Below are 16,565 nucleotides of genomic sequence, written 5' to 3'. Positions count from 1 at the left end.
CCCTGCGCCCCAGCACTGTAGAGACGGAGAAAAAACGTATGAGAACATCCGCCAGACGGGCGAGTTCGTGGTGAACGTTCCACCTGCAGGGATGGAGGATGCGGTCATGGTCAGCGCCAGGAGCTATCCCCCCAGAGGTGGACGAGTTTCTGGCAGCCGGGATTGCACCCAGATAATCCTTGAAGGTCAGGGCACCCGGTGTCGAGGGCTGTCTGGCCTGGGCCGAGTGCACCCTGGAAGAGGAGATAGCAGGAGAAAAGTTCGTGCTGGTGATCGGAAAGGTGGTTCATCTGGAAGCTGACGATAAGTTCTTCAATTCCGAAGGCGAAATGGACTTCTAAGGGGCAAGGCCGCTGGGGGCTATTCTGGGGCATGGGGGTTTGCACTTCACCTATCCATCCTTTTCCGGAAAGCATGCGGATTACAGGGAGATGTTCCTTTCCACTTCCTCCCAGCAAAGGCCATAAATGGGAGCAGCCTGCCAGATATGCAATCGAAAGAAACCGAAAATAGGTCTGATTTGATATGTCGGGAAATAAGAAGATCGAACTGAAGATCTCTGGTATGGCCTGCGGCGGATGTTCGGCTGCGGTGGAAAGAGCCCTCTTTGGTCTTGACGGTGTCAGCAGTGCCAGGGTCGATCTAGGACAGAAGACCGCCTACGTAGAGTATGATTCCGCAAAGCTGTCCGAGCAGGACTTCAGGCGAGCGGTGGAGGCTGAGGGATATAAGATCGAATGATTCATTGGCTTCGCCCTGGACCTGACGCCCAGGGCGCCCTTCCTGCATCCCTCGAGCAGCAGCCGCGCTGATGGGCCGTCTTATCGATGGATGCTAAACCGCAGCCGTTTTCTCCAGCTTATAAATCCTCATCCGCCCGTTGTCAAACGACTTGGAGAATCCTTCGATTTCCTCGCCGCCGACCATTCTGGTGAAGATGGTCTCCTTGCTTGGGTACGATCTTGTTCTGGAAGTCTGGTTGACTTGAACGCTCAGGTAGTCGCTTAGGTTTTCTTTAGCCGCCATTATCAACGAGAAATACTTGCCCATATCGTCGGCCATGACCAGCGCATAATCCGCTCCATATTTTTCTGCGATCTGCATGGCCGATGTAGGATTATCTGATATAAAGAAATCTGCAACATCCCGGACCCTCTCTTCAGGCTCAAAGGGATACCACAGAGCATATTCTATCTTATGCCAAGGCTTGCTTGGATCGGTATAGCCACCAATAGTATTCCTGATCTCCCGAGAGGCCTCGGCTATCACCGCCTGGCGGTGTGCAACCCCCGTTATCCCATCAGCATAATCCCACCAGGCCAGAACAGTGGCATCGCTCTCGGTGTTGTTGGCCATCCACTGGTAGCCTTCTACTGCCTTGCTGTCTCTCAGGATCCAGTCTGGTGACTGCAAGCTGCCAAACTCCAAACGCATTCCAGCCAGAGCTGCAACCAATACCAGTACAACTACTGCTATGCCTTTTATCCTGCTGCTGATTCCCTTTTGTGTTTTCATGGACATCTCCCCAGATAGAAAAACAGCTCCTGAAACCATCTTCGCTCTCTGCTTCTTTGGACACCATCCCATCCAGTGCTCAATGATCTCAGAGACATTCACGGTCAGATCATCCCCATAACTCTAGCGAATAATTCCTCAGCCATCTTGGTGGGATCAGCCGTCCGGTTAAGCACTATGCCCAGCTCGCCAGCGTAATCCCAGAGCAGCTCTATGCACTTTGCGTACTCATCGCACGACCCGCAATCGCCATCGTGTTCGTACCAGACCTGCAGGCCATGTTTGCCGGAGATGAAGACGATGGCATCCACACCCAGCGGGACCGAACGACCGAGAAGAACGCCTAACTTTGGATTGATCTTCATGATGGCGATTCTATTTGCTGTTGCCATATCTCGAAGAGCAATCTCGACTTTCTCATCTGCCTTGAGAAGGGCTTTCGAGACCGCTTGCCTGGAGATCCCAAAGCTCACCGCTATCGCCTTATTGGACATCCTGGCACGTCTCAGCTTCCAGAACTCGAACTGCTTTCCGTTGGTTAACCAGTTCATGCGTCAACCTATGCAAGTTGACAATTTATAGTTTTCCCCGGCAATCAGAAGGCTGGAGATGAAAATAGGAGTGTCAAGGTACATATCAATGAAACTTAGCTTAGGAAGCCCAAGCTACAACAGCTTTTCGCATCGCAGCTATCTGCTTGCCTACACACGCCTGCCTATTCAACACCCGATTTCATAATATAATCGACAAGCTAATCTATTATGAATTGAAGAACATATGATGGATTATGTCATGATGCAGATTACAAAATTTCCAGAATTAGCCTCGAATAGATCACAGAACCAAGACAGCATACCAATTCTTCATCGCAAAATACTCAATAAATTCCACTATAGGTGTTGAAGCATATGTACGAGAGACTGTTCAGCACGGGGCGCATTGGGCGGATCGAGATCAAGAACCGAGTTGTGATGACGCCGATGGGTACGGTGATTGCAGCTCCAGGGGGAGGCGTCAACGACGACATCATCGCCTACTATGAGGCGCGGGCTAAAGGTGGTGTCGGTCTTATCGAGAGTGAGCTCTGCCGTGTGCTCAATGGTGCTGGAGCGGCCATGACCTGCCAGCTGGCAGCACGAAACCTCGCTGACGTTGCTGGATTGGCACGCCTCGTTGATGTCGTGCACAAGTACGGCACAAAGATATTCATCCAGCTCCATCACCCCGGTGGCCAGGGATCATCTGCCATCGGCGGCGAGCCTATAGTCGCTGCATCGGCAGTCAAATCACCTACTGCTTATGAGACACCACACGCACTCCAGGTCGAAGAAATAGCAAAAATCGAATCCGCCTTCATCTCCGGTGCATTGTTCACCAAGATGGCAGGAGCTGACGGCGTCCTGCTGCATGGTGCACACGGCTATTTGATCAACAGCTTTCTTTCGCCGTATCTGAACAAACGAACTGACGACTACGGTGGAAGCTTGGAGAACCGAATGCGTTTTCTGCTTGATATTATCAGAGGCATCCGCGAGCAGTGCGGAGGCGATTTCCCGATAGGCGTGCGGCTTTCCGTCGAGGAGTTCCTGGGAAAAGAGGGGAATGACCTCGAGGAAAGCTGCAGGATCTGCGAGGTGTTGAAGGAGGCAGGAGTCGACTTCATCGATGTGAGCTGCACCATTCCAGGAAGCCCTGAGGTCTGCGCATGCATAGAGCCCGGCACCTACGAGCAGGGTTGGAAGAGATATATGGCAGCTGAGATAAAGAAGCACGTGAACATTCCAATTATTGCGGTCTGCAATATCAAAGAGCCCGATGTAGCCGAAGAGATACTTGTCGAAGGATGCTGCGATTTCATCGGAGTGGCCCGTGGCCATCTGGCAGATCCAGAATGGTGCAACAAGGCCCAAGCGGAAAAAGCCCAGACAATCCGCAAATGCATTGGTTGCCTCTCCTGCTTCCAGGAGATAGAGAGCCAACGCCACGTCAAATGCGCAGTAAATCCAAAACTGGGACGGGAGCGGGAGTTCGAGAATCCCAAATATAACGGCCAAGGGCGAACGGTCGTGGTCGTCGGTGGTGGACCGGCCGGCATCGAGGCAGCGTTGCTTCTCGATAGTCGCGGGTTTCATGTCGTGCTCTTCGATCCGGCAAAACGTTTAGGAGGCACTCTGAACATCGCCGACAAGGGCGTGGGCAAGGAGAAGATAACAAGGCTAGTGGACGGATTGATTGCGCAGGTTTCTGCGAGCGATATCGAGCTGCGGATGGGAGAGGAGGCAACCGTCGAGAAGGTCAAAGCCCTATCGCCCTGCGGGATTTTCGTAGCCTGTGGTGCTATAGCCTCGATGCCGCCCATCCCTGGCATCGATGGAAAAAATGTCGTCACTGCCGAGGATGTGCTCATCGGAAAAGCCCAGCTCAAAGGCGATTGCATTATCCTCGGCTCGGGAATGACGGGACTTGAGACAGCGGAGGTTGTGCTGAAGGCCGGGCACCGGACAACGATTGTCGACATGCTGCATGAAATCGGCCAGGGCGTACCCATCATGGTCCTAATTGATATCAAACGGCGGCTGTCAGAATATGGGCCGGCTTATATGCTCGGACATAAGGCCTTGGAGATAGCCGAGGATGGAGTTGTCTTGGAGCGATTGGCCGATGGCGAGAAGGTCTTCGTCAATGCCGAGACGATCATCTTGGCGCTCGGAGTTCAACCCCGAAAAGAGGTTTTGAAGGCCTTCAGGGATGCTTTTCCACAGGCGCATATCATCGGGGATGCAAACCGCGGAGGAAGGATTCTTGAGGCGACACAGGAAGCATATGGCAAGGCATTCGTCTTTGAATCCTGACCATTCCTGGAATGGAAAAACTAAAGAGGGTCTGTAATGAAGAACGGAAGCTATTTCATCGAACGAGAAAAGCTCAATGCTTTTATGAAGGGGGCTGCGATGAACGAGGAGGAGGGGCTCTACATCTTCTGGGAGACCGATCCAAAGGTCGCGCGACGTGTGCTGCCGCCGCAACTGGAATTGATCGATCCCGAGCATCCTCAAGTCTACTCCTACTTCGTTAACATCAGGGAACCAACCTTCGCCCCATGGTATATGGAGGCCGGTATCGGAATACTTGGTGCTCGGTACAAGGAGCATACAGGCCTGTATTTCTGCAACCTGCAACTGAGCGGGCCGGGCGCGCAGATGGGGCTGCTCTCCGGTCGGGAGATGTCGGGGCTTCCCAAGAAGATGTGTGAGAAGATCGTTGTTGAGCGAAATGACGATATCGCACATGTAGTGGTAGAAGCAAAGGGCAGGCGCATCTTCGATGCGGAGATAGAGATTGGAAGTTATAACGAACCGATGATGGAGGCTGGATTCACAGACCTCGTCCCCGGTGCGAGCGCAGACGGCTACTGTTTTCTATTCAAATACGACATATGTTCTGGCAAAGACGACAATGTGATCCTGCAAAACGCCACCCTCCTCGGATACGACAGCGTTACTGACTACAGGAGCTGGGAGGCTGCCAGCATAAAATCGATTTCTATGGAGCCGTCGCTGGACGACCCCTGGTCGGAGCTGGTCGTCATCAAGCCATTGGGTGCCGCATACTCCATCAATTCCAACTGGGTTCGAGGGATGCATGTACTGGCGAGATTCGAGGAAAAGGAGTCTGATGACCTATTCAGCTACCTGTTCGCCGGTCGTTACGACCGCTCGACCATCAGCACGGGCCATCAGCGTTATGGACAATACTAATAGCGATTTTCGAAGGGAGGAGAGAGAATGAGTGAGACGAAAAAGTACTATCAGAACAAGGTAGCCGTGGTTACCGGTGGCGCATCGGGAATTGGGCTGGCTCTCTGCGAGGCGATGCTGGCCTCGGGCGCCAACAAGGTCATCCTGGCCGACATCAATAAGGAGAAGCTCGATCGGGAGAGGGCCCGGCTCGAAGTAGAATATCCGGGCAGAGTGCTCGGCCTGATGTGTGACGTTACCAGCGAGGAAAGCGTAAAGGATTTGATCGCCAAATCTGCAGCCTTCGGCGAAGGGCGTATAGACATACTCTTCAACAACGCAGGAGTGGGTTTGAGTGGTCTATTTGAGCAACAGACCAATGAGATCTGGGAGAAGGCTTTTGCGATCAACTTTTATAGCGCCATCTACGGCATACGTGCCGCAATTCCAATCATGCGAGCACAAGGCGGCGGCCATATCATAAATGTGATATCAGGCATAGCGTTTTCCCCTATGGCTCAGCAGTCGATGTATTCTGCGACAAAAGCCGCATTGAACGGTTTAACTCTGGCCCTTCGTTATGAGTATTGGGATGAGAATATCTGCTTCACCTCGGCAACGCCTGGCACAACGAAAACTGGTATCTGGGCAGCAGGAGGCATTGAGCCACCGAAAGGCGCTCAGACTGCCGAGCAGTCGGCGAAGAGGATCTTGGAAGGAGTAGCAAGGAAAGACCGTCTCGTGCTGGGCGATGATGCTGATGTCGAAGGCGCGACCAACTGCTTCAATCCCAAGGCCGCTGAGGGTATGGACGCATATCTGCTCGATGTGGCACGCAAGCGCAGGAGCGGTGAGTGGGTCGTGTAGCCCGAGGAAGACGCGCTATGGAGAAGGCATGGACATACCATTTAATTTTTGGGTGATGGCGACCAAAATCAGCACCATTAATCCCATGATGATGATGAGCAGAGGTACGAGCAGGGCATAAGCGATCATCCCGAATAGGCCGGGAAGGAGCAAGGGTGCAAGCATGTTGATGCCAAAGAGGATGGTCACGATCCCGGTTACCGTCAGCACGAGGGTTAGTTGCTTGACGATAGGGGGGAGGGCAACCGATTCCGCAGGAGGATGGCTGATCTGATACACCCTTGGACCGACGATCTTGGTGGCGAGGAGCAGCACTCCTGAGATGATGTTCTGGAGCCCGATGAGCGGCTGGATCACACCGGTCAGGATTCCCGGAACAATACAAGAGAAAAACCCTATGGCAGCAAACAGTATCCCTAAAGCTATCGCTGGCCATGATCTGCTCATCTCTTTTCCCATGAACTCTCCCAGGGCGAGTAATTGAAGGGAGGTCAGCACCAGCAGAAGGCCGAGCTGGCCATCGGAATTAAAAGAGGGTATTATTCCAAGAATCATTAATAGAACCAGGATTCCGAGCAGTATCAGGAGATATCCCTGGTAGATGTTGAAGGAGTTTCCCACCGTTAAAGACGTCTCTTTTAACAGGAAGAACCCGCGTTTTGTTGTGGATGGCTCCAGCACTCTCTTCGCTTCTGTTGAGCGGTATTGGTGAGCTGCCATATGGATGCACCGGGCAAGGAAGAGCAGGCTTGCCCCAAAGAGGAGAAGAAAAACTGCTGTCAGAGGATTGGGCATGATGCCCGGAAGAAGAGTGATAATCCCTAATACTATCTCGATTCCATATACAAGGGCGCAGGCGACCGTCAGTTGCTGGAGGATACCGGGAACCTTCATCCACACTCTGGCCTTGTCCTCTGAAATGAACAATTGCAGCATCCCCACGGTCCCAGCGATAAGGACCATTAAGCCTGCAATTATACGGATCGTCGCGTTCAGGTGGACAGGATAGAAGATGGCCAGGGTTCCGAGCATCGCCGCCAAAAGCCCAATGACTACGACCAACCATGAGCGGAGGACGTCTCCGAAAGGCGTCTTTCCCATTGTGATGATCTGCATCGATACGAGAACCACGAAAATCCCGTACATGCTCCCCTCACTGTAGGGCAGCATTCCTCTATCGATCAGGAAAAGGAGCGCTCCAAATAGGAGAAAAAAGACCCCTCCGACTATCAGGAGAACCACTTCGATGGATAGGTCGATCTGGGCTTTTTTCATGATATTGGACTGCAACTGCTGTTGAGCCAAAGAGTCCGGCTGGAGTTTCCCGTTGTTCAATTTAATCCGCCACCATCAATCTCCATGAACGAATTACTGATAGTCGAAAGATATTAATCATTCTGCTCCAATTGAATCTTGAGGATTATTGTTATGAATAACTCTGATAATTCTGTCTCTTCCACCTGTGCTGATGAGAAGTTATCTCCCGCGGTCGGCATCCACTACTCCAGCGATATCAGCCGTCGATGGGAAAAGATCAACGCGGACATGAGACAAATCCAGGTTTCCGGTGTGCAAGGGACAGACATTTCCGCGGTTTACGCCAATACGAGCACCAGGCGAAAAATTCCCCCAGATAATCCCCTGCCAACTGTGGGTTTTTCATGCATGACCAGGGAACCTGCTGACGACGAGATACCTCATCTTGTTGATGACGCTATCGCCCAGGTGCTGGGCCCACGAGGCCTTTCAGAGATCATCAAGAGGGGCGACAGGGTCGTCATCAAAGTCAATATCGTCGGGCCAAGCCAGGGTCTTCCAGGCGAGAAAGGCAGGGGGATCATATCCGATCCGAGGATCGTAAGGTATGTTGCCGGAAAGGTGCGAGAGATCATCGGATTTGACGGCAGTGCGGATCTTAAGGTAATCGACGCAACATTCACTCCCGAAAAGAATCCATCCGACAAAAATAATCCTCAAAGTTTTTATTATGCCCGTTTGCAGCGAAGTGCAGGAAATTCCGTCGAGGCAAACGATATCTGTTATGACTATGATGCCGATGGTATTCTCGATGGAGGGTCCGGGGCCAAGCTCGTCAACCTCGATTCCGTTCAGAAGTCAGACCGGTTCCTTGCTGTTGTCGATGAGCCTATACGGGGACGGTCTGAGGTTTGGCTCCCCAAGTTCCTGCGGACAAAGGATCAGGCACAAGGTGAGTCAGAATACTGCGATGTTTATATCGGGATACCCATTCTGAAAAGCCATGGACTTTGCGGCACGACAGGAGCACTAAAACTCCACTGGGGATCGATGCTCGGCCTCCTTGAAAAGCAGGAGCATGCCGGATATGGATTCGGTACAGGGGACATCCGGATGTTCCTTGATTACCTGTGTGCGCTGAACCGTGCAAGAGGATTCGACCTGGTGATCATGGATGCACTCACTGGAAACCGGAGCGGCCCGGCGAACAAAGTGGAAGATAAGGATGCCAAGACCGATTTCATTCTCGTGAACGCAATTCTCTGTTCGAGAGATTCCGTGGCAATCGACACTGTTGAGACGCTTCTTAGCGGATACCAGCTGGATTCGGTTCCCCTCCTGGAATCAGCATTCCGGGATGGGATAGGGATCAATAAGCCTGCTCACATCGACCTGCTGGGATTCGATGCGTTTGCCAATCACAAGCAATGGTTACGCGAACACTATCCAGGCTGCGAGGCCAGGAGTTATCCGTTCGAGAATGGATGGGGAAATGCAAAGATCCAGGATGACTTCAATGCCCCCGTGGACGTAAAAGTATCCTGCAAGAGAGAGGGCACTGGGTATGTGTTTGAATACACGGCATCAGAGCCTACCCCCTGCATCCACAAGCTTGCGAGGATCGATCTCCTGGTAAATGGGACTGTTGTGCAGCGGATCTTCGACAATCTTAATGGTGGAAGAGTGGCGATCGACCTTGCGGAGTACAGAGGCCAGAATGTGCGATGCCGCATTGCTGCCTGGGATATGGCGCTCAATTGCACGCTTTCGGAAGAGACGGAAATGAAGGTAGATTGAATCGCTGCCTTCGAGCTGTAGCAGCCATCCGATTGGATCTGCTGAGCGGGCAAACGCTTTAAGGCCATTGCTTTCGTCTCTATGCAGACGGGTTCATTTCAAACCTTCTGCCGGGGCAGACTGCCAGCCTATTTATTTACCGGTGGGACCATATCAATCAGCAATGCCAGCCGATCGAATACCGATAGCCAGGTTCTCAGCCATCACCAGGATATCCCAGAGGGCGCTGCGTTACTACGACCGATTGGAAATCCTGGTACCGGAGGCAAGGGATCCCTTCACCGGCTATAGGTACTACACATCCTCCCAGATGGAACTGGGGGTGAAGATCAAAGCCATCTGCAGCCTAGGCTTCTCACTTGAGGACTTGAAGACATACCTGCAAGCCGAGGCTTGCGGCGATTGGGATACTGTTGATAGTCTCATGGAGGGACGGCTCTCTGCCGTCCGGTTGGAGATCTTGCGGCTGAAGAGGATCGAGGCCTTGCTGAAAGAGGAACGAACGGAGTTGATAGGAATGGCATTAACAGAGCCTGCGGTAAAAGATGTACCGGCACTGCGAGTCATCTGCCGGAAGGAGACGGGAATTCTCAGCCCAACCATCGAAAAGCTGATCGGAGAGCTATGCTCTTTTGTCGATCTCCCAGCCAGCAAGAGAAATCAGTTGAAGGTTATCGGTCCAGTCATCGCCATCTACCATGAGGACTGTGCGAAAGGGAATGAGAATGATAGAGAAAGAGGAGACGAGCATGTCAGCGTTGAGGCCGAGGCTATCTCCGATTGGTCGGAGAAGGAGGTCAGCATCGAGGTCGCCCTTCCCATTGCGGGAAAAGTGGAGGGTGAAGGTTCAGGAATCGAGGTCAAGAGCCTGCCGGCTGCCAGAATGCTTTCGATGATCCACAAGGGCAGCTATCCTACCCTGCACAAGTCCTACCAGTCCGTCTTCAAGTACATGGCCGGGGCCGGTCTGGAAGTAGCCGGACCGATCCGGGAGCTGTACCTTAGTGATCCCTGCAAGACGGCAGAGGAGGAGCTGTTGACTGAGATCCAGATTCCATATAGAAAAGAGAGGTGATCTCGGGCCGAGCAACGGGGTTCCATTTATCGAATTTTTTCTAAAAATACAGGTATTTTTAGGGCAGGGTGGCAGTGGGCAGTTTGATTCATAAAATTTAAGAAAAGTCTGGCCAAGAGCCATATTTTAGCTCAACTAACTATTTATAGTGCTGCGATATCTCAATTCAGCGGGTTGATACCTTGAATGAAAAAAGGAGCATAATTGTTCTGATTTTTATGCTATTCCTGGCTATGAATGCCTGTGAATGCATGGCACAAGAAATTCAACAGGCATCAGGCACCATACAGATCACCGACATGTTGGGCAGGCAATTAACCGTTCCTGAAAACATTAGCTCTGTTATCTCTACGTCTCCCCCGTCCACAATTCTTGTATACATGCTCGCACCCGACAAACTTGCAGGCTGGAATTTCATAAATAATTTTAACCATACTTTAATGGATGAAAATTATCTGAGCCTACCGGTGATAGGAGGCTGGTATGGGACACAAACCGGGAACTATGAGACTATGATTAATATGAGTCCCGACATTGTAATAGAAGGTTACACTACAGACGGCGAAGTCCAGGAGACTATCTACCGCAGGCAGGAAAAGTTTGGCAGCATCCCGGTTGTAGCTATCGATGGCTCCATCATCTTCGTTACGAAATCCGATCCCACCATCGAGTATGTGGGGAAGTTGCTTGATTGCAAGGATCAGGCAGAAAAGCTGCTCGAATTCCGCAGTTCAATCCTGACAAAGATCAATGAGACAGTAAAAGATATCCCAGAGGACGAAAAAGTGCGCGTTTACTATGCCGAAGGTCCCACAGGACTGGCGACAGATCCATCTGGTTCGCAGCACTCCCAGGTGATCGACATCTGTGGCGGCATCAACGTTGCTGATTGTCCCCTTACTCCAGGAAACGGCATGACGCAGGTATCCATAGAGCAGGTTATGAACTGGAACCCAGAAGCAATAATCACTTCCAGCCCGCAGTTCTATAGAACAGTATACTCCGATCCTCTCTGGACAAGCGTCGAAGCTGTACAGAACAAACGCGTATATCTGGCACCGCAGAATCCGTTCTGCTGGATAGATAGGCCGCAGGGCCCTCACCTCATCATCGGAACGGCCTGGACTGCGAAGATGCTATATCCTGACCTCTTTGCCGATATGGATCTAGACAGCCTGACCGGTGAATTCTATTCGGAATTCTTCCACTATGATCTCAAAGATAGCGATCTTGACATGCTATTGCATCCTGAGGCCAAGATAACGAAATGAGAGAAAATGGCAAATCCCCGGGTTTTGCTTATATTGCGGAGCATATCTTTGCTCCCATTTATCCCGTCATAGCAAACCATATAGTCACAGAGAGCGGGATTAAGAGCGGCAGATGCCTGGACCTGGGATGCGGCATAGCATCCCTGGGGATTTCCATTGCCCAGATCACAGAAATGCGGATCTATGGCGTTGATCTCTCAAGAGAGATGTGCAGGCTTTCACAGGAGAAAGCTCTTCATCACAGGATAGCGGACAAGGTTGTTCCTTTGATTGCTGATGTACATGTGCTTCCCTTCCAAAATGGCTGCGCCGATCTCATTGTGAGCCGTGGTTCCGTGTTTTTCTGGAATGATCTTCCTGCTGCCTTTAATGAAATAGCCCGCGTTCTTGCGCCCGGCGGGCAGGCATGGATAGGCGGAGGTTTTGGCACCAAGGAATTGAGAGAACAGATATCTGAAAAAATGGCCGCTATCAATCCCCAGTGGCAGAACAATTCCAAGGAACGCCTCAGCCCGGAAAACCAGAAGGTCATAGAAGAAGCAGCAGAGCAGACCGACCTCGTCTGCCATACGGTCCGGGATGATTCCGGGTTCTGGGTGGTATTGAGCAAATAGAGGGGGCAGAAATGCAGTGCAAAGTATGCGAGATCGGTTGTGAGATCAACGAGCATAGCAGAGGTAGATGCGGGACTTATGTGAAGAAAGGCGGCAGCATAATTCAATCTCCTGAAATTGGCTACATGGGTGGCTATCCCATTTCTGTGGAAACCATACCAATGCTGCATTTTCATCCCTCGGCAAAGTTCCTGCAGGTTTTCAGTACCGGCTGCAATTTTGAATGCCAGGGATGTGTGGCAAGATTGCTGGCATCCAACCGGTCTTTTGGCTGGCCAACGCTCAGCCCAACCCAGGTAGTCGCAAAAGCACTGGAGCAGGAATGCCAGGGCGTGGTTTCGACACTTAATGAACCGGCTGCCAACTATTACATTTTCAGGGAGCTTGCAGTTCAGGCAAAGGAGAATAGCCTGCTTGTTGGCTGCTCTACAAATTGCTATTTCACTGAAGAGACGCTTGAAGAGCTTGGAGGTCTGATAGATTTCGTGAACGTGGGGGTCAAAGGATATTCCAATAGTATTTACAGGACATGTGGTGCTAAATCCTCGACTCCTGTTTTTAGGAATATTGCCGGGCTTCTTGAAATGGGCGTACACATAGAGACGTCGGTAGTGTATTCCAGGAGAAATGAAGCCGATGTCTTGCAAGCTGCAAAAGCATTATCTAAAGTCTCCTCTGAGATCCCCTTACAGCTGATGAGATTCATTCCATTCGGGGATACACCTCTTGAACAGGAACCCTCCATAGGGGATGCTGAAAGATTGTGCAGGGCAATACGCGAGCACATGGATCACGTATATCTGTTCAATTCTCCGGGCACGGAATTATTGCATACCTACTGTCCGCAATGTGGGAGCCTGCTTGCAGAAAGGGAGTTTCACGGCCCCATGGGATGCAGGCTTCTGAAGCCCTGGACGGACTATGCCTGCCGCTGTGGGCATAATGTCCAGGTAAAGGGAACTGCTGCCAGTGAAAATTTCAGTGAGGCCGGATTCATGGGTGGTTACAGGATAAGCCGGGCTTTTGGTATGGTACATGCAGCGCTCATATGCATGGGAATATTTGACGAAGGGAAACTGCTTGAGGTCTGGCGGGAGGTCTCTGACGCTGAAACGCTTATGAAAATGCATCGCCTGATACAACAGCCATGCTCATATCTCGAGTTTATCAGGCTGATCGCCAAAAAGGCAGGTGCAGAACATCAGGGAGAGGAGCTTGCATCCTTTCTTGGCAAGCGCATGGAATCAGTTCTAAGCATTGCGGCAGAGAACGGCGATCATTCGGTCTATTACTGTATGGGCTCTCCCCTTTTTGCCCTGAATGCAGGAAGAATGGAGAACAACCTTGTGACCTTTGCTGGAGGAAAGAGCATTAATAAAGTGCTGCAGAGGGAAGGAAAACCCGGTGTGAATGTATCCCCTGAATTTGTAAATGAACATAATCCCCAAACCATATTTATTTCCGGTTTTCTCTCTCGTCCGCTCGATGAGTTCTATGGCCTGTGCAGGCATTATGGCATAGAAGCGGATGCGATTAAGGAGCAGAGGATCTATGCAATACCACCTATCTGGGATTTCGGCAGTCCTCGCTGGATATTAGGTCTTCTCTATATTGCGGACAAAATCCATCCCGGAAAGCTTGGGATTGACATTAAAAAGGAGGCAGATGAATTCTACAGGCGTTTTTATGGCATGTCCTTTGAGGATGCCAGCCCTAACAGGTCTTTCCACAGGCCATCGTCCAGTGGGTGGCCAGGGCATATGATGGAGTGCACTCATGCCTGATAGCAGGCACCATGGCACCGCTGTCATGTACCTATTGCCTTTCTTGATGCTCATAGTTTCTCTCTTTATGGGAAGATACCAGGTACCAGTATCGGTTCTAATAGATGACATCATGAATACAATCACTGCTTTATCTTTTGGCACTGCGATTCCAGCATCAACTCATCACACAGTATTGTTCAGCGTGAGATTGCCGAGGATCCTCGCAGCCATGCTCGTGGGCTGCGCTCTTTCTGTAGCTGGTGTCTCATTTCAGGGTGTATTTCGCAATCCATTGGTATCGCCTTATATATTGGGTGTGGGTTCAGGTGCAGGTTTTGGTGCATGCCTGGGGATACTATTATTCGACAACCACATCATGATTCAGCTGCTGGCTTTTATATTCGGACTTCTGGCAATGTTCGCTGCTATAAGCATGGATAAAGCTAGCAAGGGAACCGGAACTCTGGTGCTTGTTCTATCCGGAATAATTGTGAGTTCTATTTTCACTGCCCTCATATCACTGGCAAAATATGCCGCAGATCCTTATGACGAACTTCCGGAGATAGTTTTCTGGCTCATGGGAAGCCTCTCCAGCATAAGGTACAGCGATCTGATCTGGATAATTGTACCCATGTTCATTGGAATGCTTGTATTGTTCCTTCTCAGATGGCGCATCAATATCCTCTCACTGGGCGACGAGGAAGCCAGATCCCTGGGAGTAAATGTGGACAAAATGCGCTTGATAATCATTATCTGTGCAACCCTTGTAACCTCGGCGGCAGTCAGTATTAGCGGGGTCATTGGTTGGGTGGGACTGGTGGTGCCCCATATTTCAAGGATGATAGTGGGCCCCAATTACAACCGCCTGCTGCCCATGAGCATGGTATGCGGCGCATCTTTCATGTTGCTTGTAGACGATCTGGCAAGAACGGTTAGTGTAACGGAAATACCCCTGGGCATAATAACCTCTCTAGTAGGTGCTCCCATATTTGCATATCTTATAAAGAGGGGGCGCATGGGATGGAACTGATCCTGGAGGTTGATTCTCTCAGCTACTCCTACGGAAAGGAAAATGTGTTCGAAAACGTGTCCTTTTCCCTGAGAAGTGGCGAGGTCATGTGCATCCTCGGCCCTAACGGATCAGGAAAATCCACACTCATCAAATGCATTGCAGGCATCTTCAAGCCTGCTACAGGTTCGGTCCATATCATGGGAGAGAATACAGCATCCCTGGGGGCAGGAAAAATCGCGCGGCGCATAGGATACGTGCCTCAGCAAAATGAAGTGGTTTTTCCCTTTACGGTTCTGGATTTTGTGGTAATGGGCCGTACACCCCACATTTCCATATTCGCATCTCCGGGCGCAAAGGACATGAAAATTGCCAGGGAATCGCTTGAAATGGTTGGCATTGAAGACCTTGCAGAAAGAACGCTTGGCAGTCTCAGCGGCGGGCAGCGCCAGATGGTTCTGATAGCCCGTGCCCTTGCCCAGGAACCAACTTTGCTTTTGCTGGATGAGCCAACGGCACACCTTGATTTTGGAAATCAGGTGCTTGTGCTGGAAGCAGTGCAGAAACTGGCATCTTCGGGAATATCAATTGTCATGAACACCCACATGCCTGATCATGCTTTCTTAGTTGGCAGCAGGGCCGCTGCATTATGCAATAGAAGACTTCTTGCGGTAGACGAAGTTGCAGCAGTTGTGAACAGTGAGATAATGTCCTCCGTATATGGGGTAAATGTGGCGGTAAGGGAAATAGAGGATATAAAAAGGAAAGTATGTGTTGCAATGCTGAAATGATCCTGGGCGCTCTTGCAGTCTTTGCCGCTGGATTCACCATCTTTCAAAGACCGATCAATACTGAGATCATTCGATGTTGCGTTCCTGGTGGCGGTGCTGGGTGAGGTGCCGGATAGAAGCGCTTGCCTGGGGTAGCTTCGCCGGGTGCTGTGCCCGGAGGGGCTCTTGTCCATCACCGAGTTCAAGCTGGGCGATCCCGATTTCATTCCCAGGCAGGAGATGATAAGGTCTGCAGAAGATGCCGGTTTTCGCTGCTGTGCGACACACGGCAATTTCCTGAGTATCAGCCAGATGATCCAATTCCCCGGGGGCGGATGTCTACGGGATCATATACAAAGGAGGACCTGCCCTACAACCGTCTCGAAATCCAGGCCGGCACAATCAATTGTGATGTCGGCATACTGTTCGTACAGGGAGACACGCTGGTCATACATCATGCGGAGGCTCTGGCCGGCAAAAAGAACAATCCCACGGCCCGAAATATTGCCAAGCCTCTTTTCTATCTCTTCGAAAGGCACCTTGAGGTAAACTACAGTACCAGCCGATATTAAATGCTCCATTGCCCGGGGGCTCATAACCACACTGCCGCCCGTGGCAATAACCGAATTCCTGCAACTGAGGGAGAGAACTGCCTCTTCTTCGGCTTTCAGGAATCCGGCTGGCCCATCCCTGTCGATTATCGCCTGCAGGCGCAGCCCGGTCCGCTCCTGGATCACGAGGTCTGCGTCGACAAAGTTCATCCCAAGGGCTTTTGCAAGAATAACCCCGACCGTGCTCTTGCCTGCACCTGGCATTCCGATAAGGACAATATTTCTCATGTTTCCATCACCATGACCAGATTAATGGTAGCGTATCATTTTTGCTGT

General features: G+C 51.1%; 16 protein-coding genes. 12 read left to right on the top strand and 4 right to left on the bottom strand.

Features of this window, described 5'->3' with window-relative positions:
- The first annotated feature begins 179 nt into the window (after positions 1-179).
- Entirely contained in the window at positions 180-341 is a 162-nt protein-coding gene (locus BP727_RS08770) for a flavin reductase family protein (RefSeq protein ID WP_013718302.1), read from the top strand.
- A gap of 184 nt (positions 342-525) precedes the next feature.
- Entirely contained in the window at positions 526-741 is a 216-nt protein-coding gene (locus BP727_RS08765) for a heavy-metal-associated domain-containing protein (RefSeq protein ID WP_286858367.1), read from the top strand.
- Positions 742-834: 93 nt separating this feature from the next.
- Here the strand turns inward: BP727_RS08765 and BP727_RS08760 are convergent, their stop codons facing one another.
- Both BP727_RS08760 and BP727_RS08755 read right to left on the bottom strand, forming a co-directional pair.
- Complete coding sequence (locus tag BP727_RS08760) at positions 835-1,515, bottom strand: hypothetical protein (RefSeq protein WP_162144984.1); 681 nt, start codon at positions 1,513-1,515, stop codon at positions 835-837.
- A gap of 104 nt (positions 1,516-1,619) precedes the next feature.
- Complete coding sequence (locus tag BP727_RS08755; protein WP_013718299.1) at positions 1,620-2,066, bottom strand: hypothetical protein; 447 nt, start codon at positions 2,064-2,066, stop codon at positions 1,620-1,622.
- A gap of 357 nt (positions 2,067-2,423) precedes the next feature.
- On the opposite strand from BP727_RS08755, the gene BP727_RS08750 reads away from it, so the two are divergent.
- The 3 genes from BP727_RS08750 to BP727_RS08740 are packed head-to-tail and all read left to right on the top strand — an operon-like array spanning position 2,424 to position 6,119.
- Complete coding sequence (locus BP727_RS08750) at positions 2,424-4,367, top strand: FAD-dependent oxidoreductase (RefSeq protein WP_276619516.1); 1,944 nt, start codon at positions 2,424-2,426, stop codon at positions 4,365-4,367.
- Between the two features lie 36 nt (positions 4,368-4,403).
- Positions 4,404-5,273: an acetoacetate decarboxylase family protein gene (locus tag BP727_RS08745; protein WP_273278932.1), complete on the top strand. Its 870-nt coding sequence runs from the start codon at positions 4,404-4,406 to the stop codon at positions 5,271-5,273.
- Between the two features lie 27 nt (positions 5,274-5,300).
- Positions 5,301-6,119 carry an SDR family NAD(P)-dependent oxidoreductase gene (locus BP727_RS08740; protein WP_273278931.1) on the top strand — a complete coding sequence of 273 codons (819 nt, stop codon included), beginning with the start codon at positions 5,301-5,303 and terminating at the stop codon, positions 6,117-6,119.
- Between the two features lie 15 nt (positions 6,120-6,134).
- On the opposite strand, the gene BP727_RS08735 is transcribed toward BP727_RS08740, so the two are convergent.
- Positions 6,135-7,454, bottom strand: coding sequence for a hypothetical protein (locus BP727_RS08735; protein WP_286858362.1), 1,320 nt, complete (start codon positions 7,452-7,454; stop codon positions 6,135-6,137).
- Positions 7,455-7,547: 93 nt separating this feature from the next.
- On the opposite strand from BP727_RS08735, the gene BP727_RS08730 reads away from it, so the two are divergent.
- The 7 genes from BP727_RS08730 to BP727_RS08700 all read left to right on the top strand — a co-directional run bounded on the left by BP727_RS08730 (position 7,548) and on the right by BP727_RS08700 (position 15,699).
- Positions 7,548-9,173 carry a DUF362 domain-containing protein gene (locus BP727_RS08730; protein WP_286858360.1) on the top strand — a complete coding sequence of 542 codons (1,626 nt, stop codon included), beginning with the start codon at positions 7,548-7,550 and terminating at the stop codon, positions 9,171-9,173.
- Between the two features lie 163 nt (positions 9,174-9,336).
- Positions 9,337-10,248 (top strand): MerR family transcriptional regulator, encoded by a 912-nt coding sequence (locus BP727_RS08725; RefSeq protein ID WP_273271908.1) that lies wholly within the window; start codon positions 9,337-9,339, stop codon positions 10,246-10,248.
- A 182-nt stretch (positions 10,249-10,430) separates the two neighbouring features.
- Positions 10,431-11,519, top strand: a complete 1,089-nt coding sequence (locus tag BP727_RS08720) for an iron ABC transporter substrate-binding protein (RefSeq protein WP_286858358.1) — start codon at positions 10,431-10,433, stop codon at positions 11,517-11,519.
- Positions 11,516-12,133, top strand: coding sequence for a class I SAM-dependent methyltransferase (locus BP727_RS08715; RefSeq protein ID WP_286858356.1), 618 nt, complete (start codon positions 11,516-11,518; stop codon positions 12,131-12,133). Before BP727_RS08720 ends, BP727_RS08715 begins: the two co-directional genes overlap by 4 nt.
- An 80-nt stretch (positions 12,134-12,213) precedes the next feature.
- A complete protein-coding gene (locus tag BP727_RS08710; protein ID WP_273278929.1) occupies positions 12,214-13,917 on the top strand; it encodes a radical SAM protein in 1,704 nt (567 codons plus the stop codon).
- Positions 13,910-14,929, top strand: a complete 1,020-nt coding sequence (locus tag BP727_RS08705) for a FecCD family ABC transporter permease (RefSeq protein WP_273278928.1) — start codon at positions 13,910-13,912, stop codon at positions 14,927-14,929. The genes BP727_RS08710 and BP727_RS08705 overlap by 8 nt, the downstream gene beginning before the upstream one ends.
- Complete coding sequence (locus tag BP727_RS08700; RefSeq protein WP_273278927.1) at positions 14,920-15,699, top strand: ABC transporter ATP-binding protein; 780 nt, start codon at positions 14,920-14,922, stop codon at positions 15,697-15,699. The genes BP727_RS08705 and BP727_RS08700 overlap by 10 nt, the downstream gene beginning before the upstream one ends.
- A 326-nt stretch (positions 15,700-16,025) precedes the next feature.
- Here the strand turns inward: BP727_RS08700 and BP727_RS08695 are convergent, their stop codons facing one another.
- On the bottom strand, positions 16,026-16,517 hold the full coding sequence (locus BP727_RS08695) for a shikimate kinase (protein WP_013718287.1): 492 nt from the start codon (positions 16,515-16,517) through the stop codon (positions 16,026-16,028).
- Between the last annotated feature and the right edge of the window lie 48 nt (positions 16,518-16,565).

The organism is Methanosaeta sp. UBA356, from assembly GCF_002496465.1.
GTDB lineage: Archaea > Halobacteriota > Methanosarcinia > Methanotrichales > Methanotrichaceae > Methanothrix > Methanothrix soehngenii.
This window is presented reverse-complemented; position numbering and strand designations above follow the sequence as displayed.

Excerpts from the sequence above, each read along its gene's own strand:
- BP727_RS08745 (WP_273278932.1), top strand. The coding sequence starts at position 4,404 with ATGAAGAACGGAAGCTATTTCATCGAACGAGAAAAGCTCAATGCTTTT.
- BP727_RS08765 (WP_286858367.1), top strand. The coding sequence starts at position 526 with ATGTCGGGAAATAAGAAGATCGAACTGAAGATCTCTGGTATGGCCTGC.
- BP727_RS08750 (WP_276619516.1), top strand. The coding sequence starts at position 2,424 with ATGTACGAGAGACTGTTCAGCACGGGGCGCATTGGGCGGATCGAGATC.
- BP727_RS08760 (WP_162144984.1), bottom strand. The coding sequence starts at position 1,515 with ATGAAAACACAAAAGGGAATCAGCAGCAGGATAAAAGGCATAGCAGTA.
- BP727_RS08700 (WP_273278927.1), top strand. The coding sequence starts at position 14,920 with ATGGAACTGATCCTGGAGGTTGATTCTCTCAGCTACTCCTACGGAAAG.
- BP727_RS08715 (WP_286858356.1), top strand. The coding sequence starts at position 11,516 with ATGAGAGAAAATGGCAAATCCCCGGGTTTTGCTTATATTGCGGAGCAT.
- BP727_RS08725 (WP_273271908.1), top strand. The coding sequence starts at position 9,337 with ATGCCAGCCGATCGAATACCGATAGCCAGGTTCTCAGCCATCACCAGG.
- BP727_RS08705 (WP_273278928.1), top strand. The coding sequence starts at position 13,910 with ATGCCTGATAGCAGGCACCATGGCACCGCTGTCATGTACCTATTGCCT.
- BP727_RS08695 (WP_013718287.1), bottom strand. The coding sequence starts at position 16,517 with ATGAGAAATATTGTCCTTATCGGAATGCCAGGTGCAGGCAAGAGCACG.
- BP727_RS08740 (WP_273278931.1), top strand. The coding sequence starts at position 5,301 with ATGAGTGAGACGAAAAAGTACTATCAGAACAAGGTAGCCGTGGTTACC.
- BP727_RS08730 (WP_286858360.1), top strand. The coding sequence starts at position 7,548 with ATGAATAACTCTGATAATTCTGTCTCTTCCACCTGTGCTGATGAGAAG.
- BP727_RS08755 (WP_013718299.1), bottom strand. The coding sequence starts at position 2,066 with ATGAACTGGTTAACCAACGGAAAGCAGTTCGAGTTCTGGAAGCTGAGA.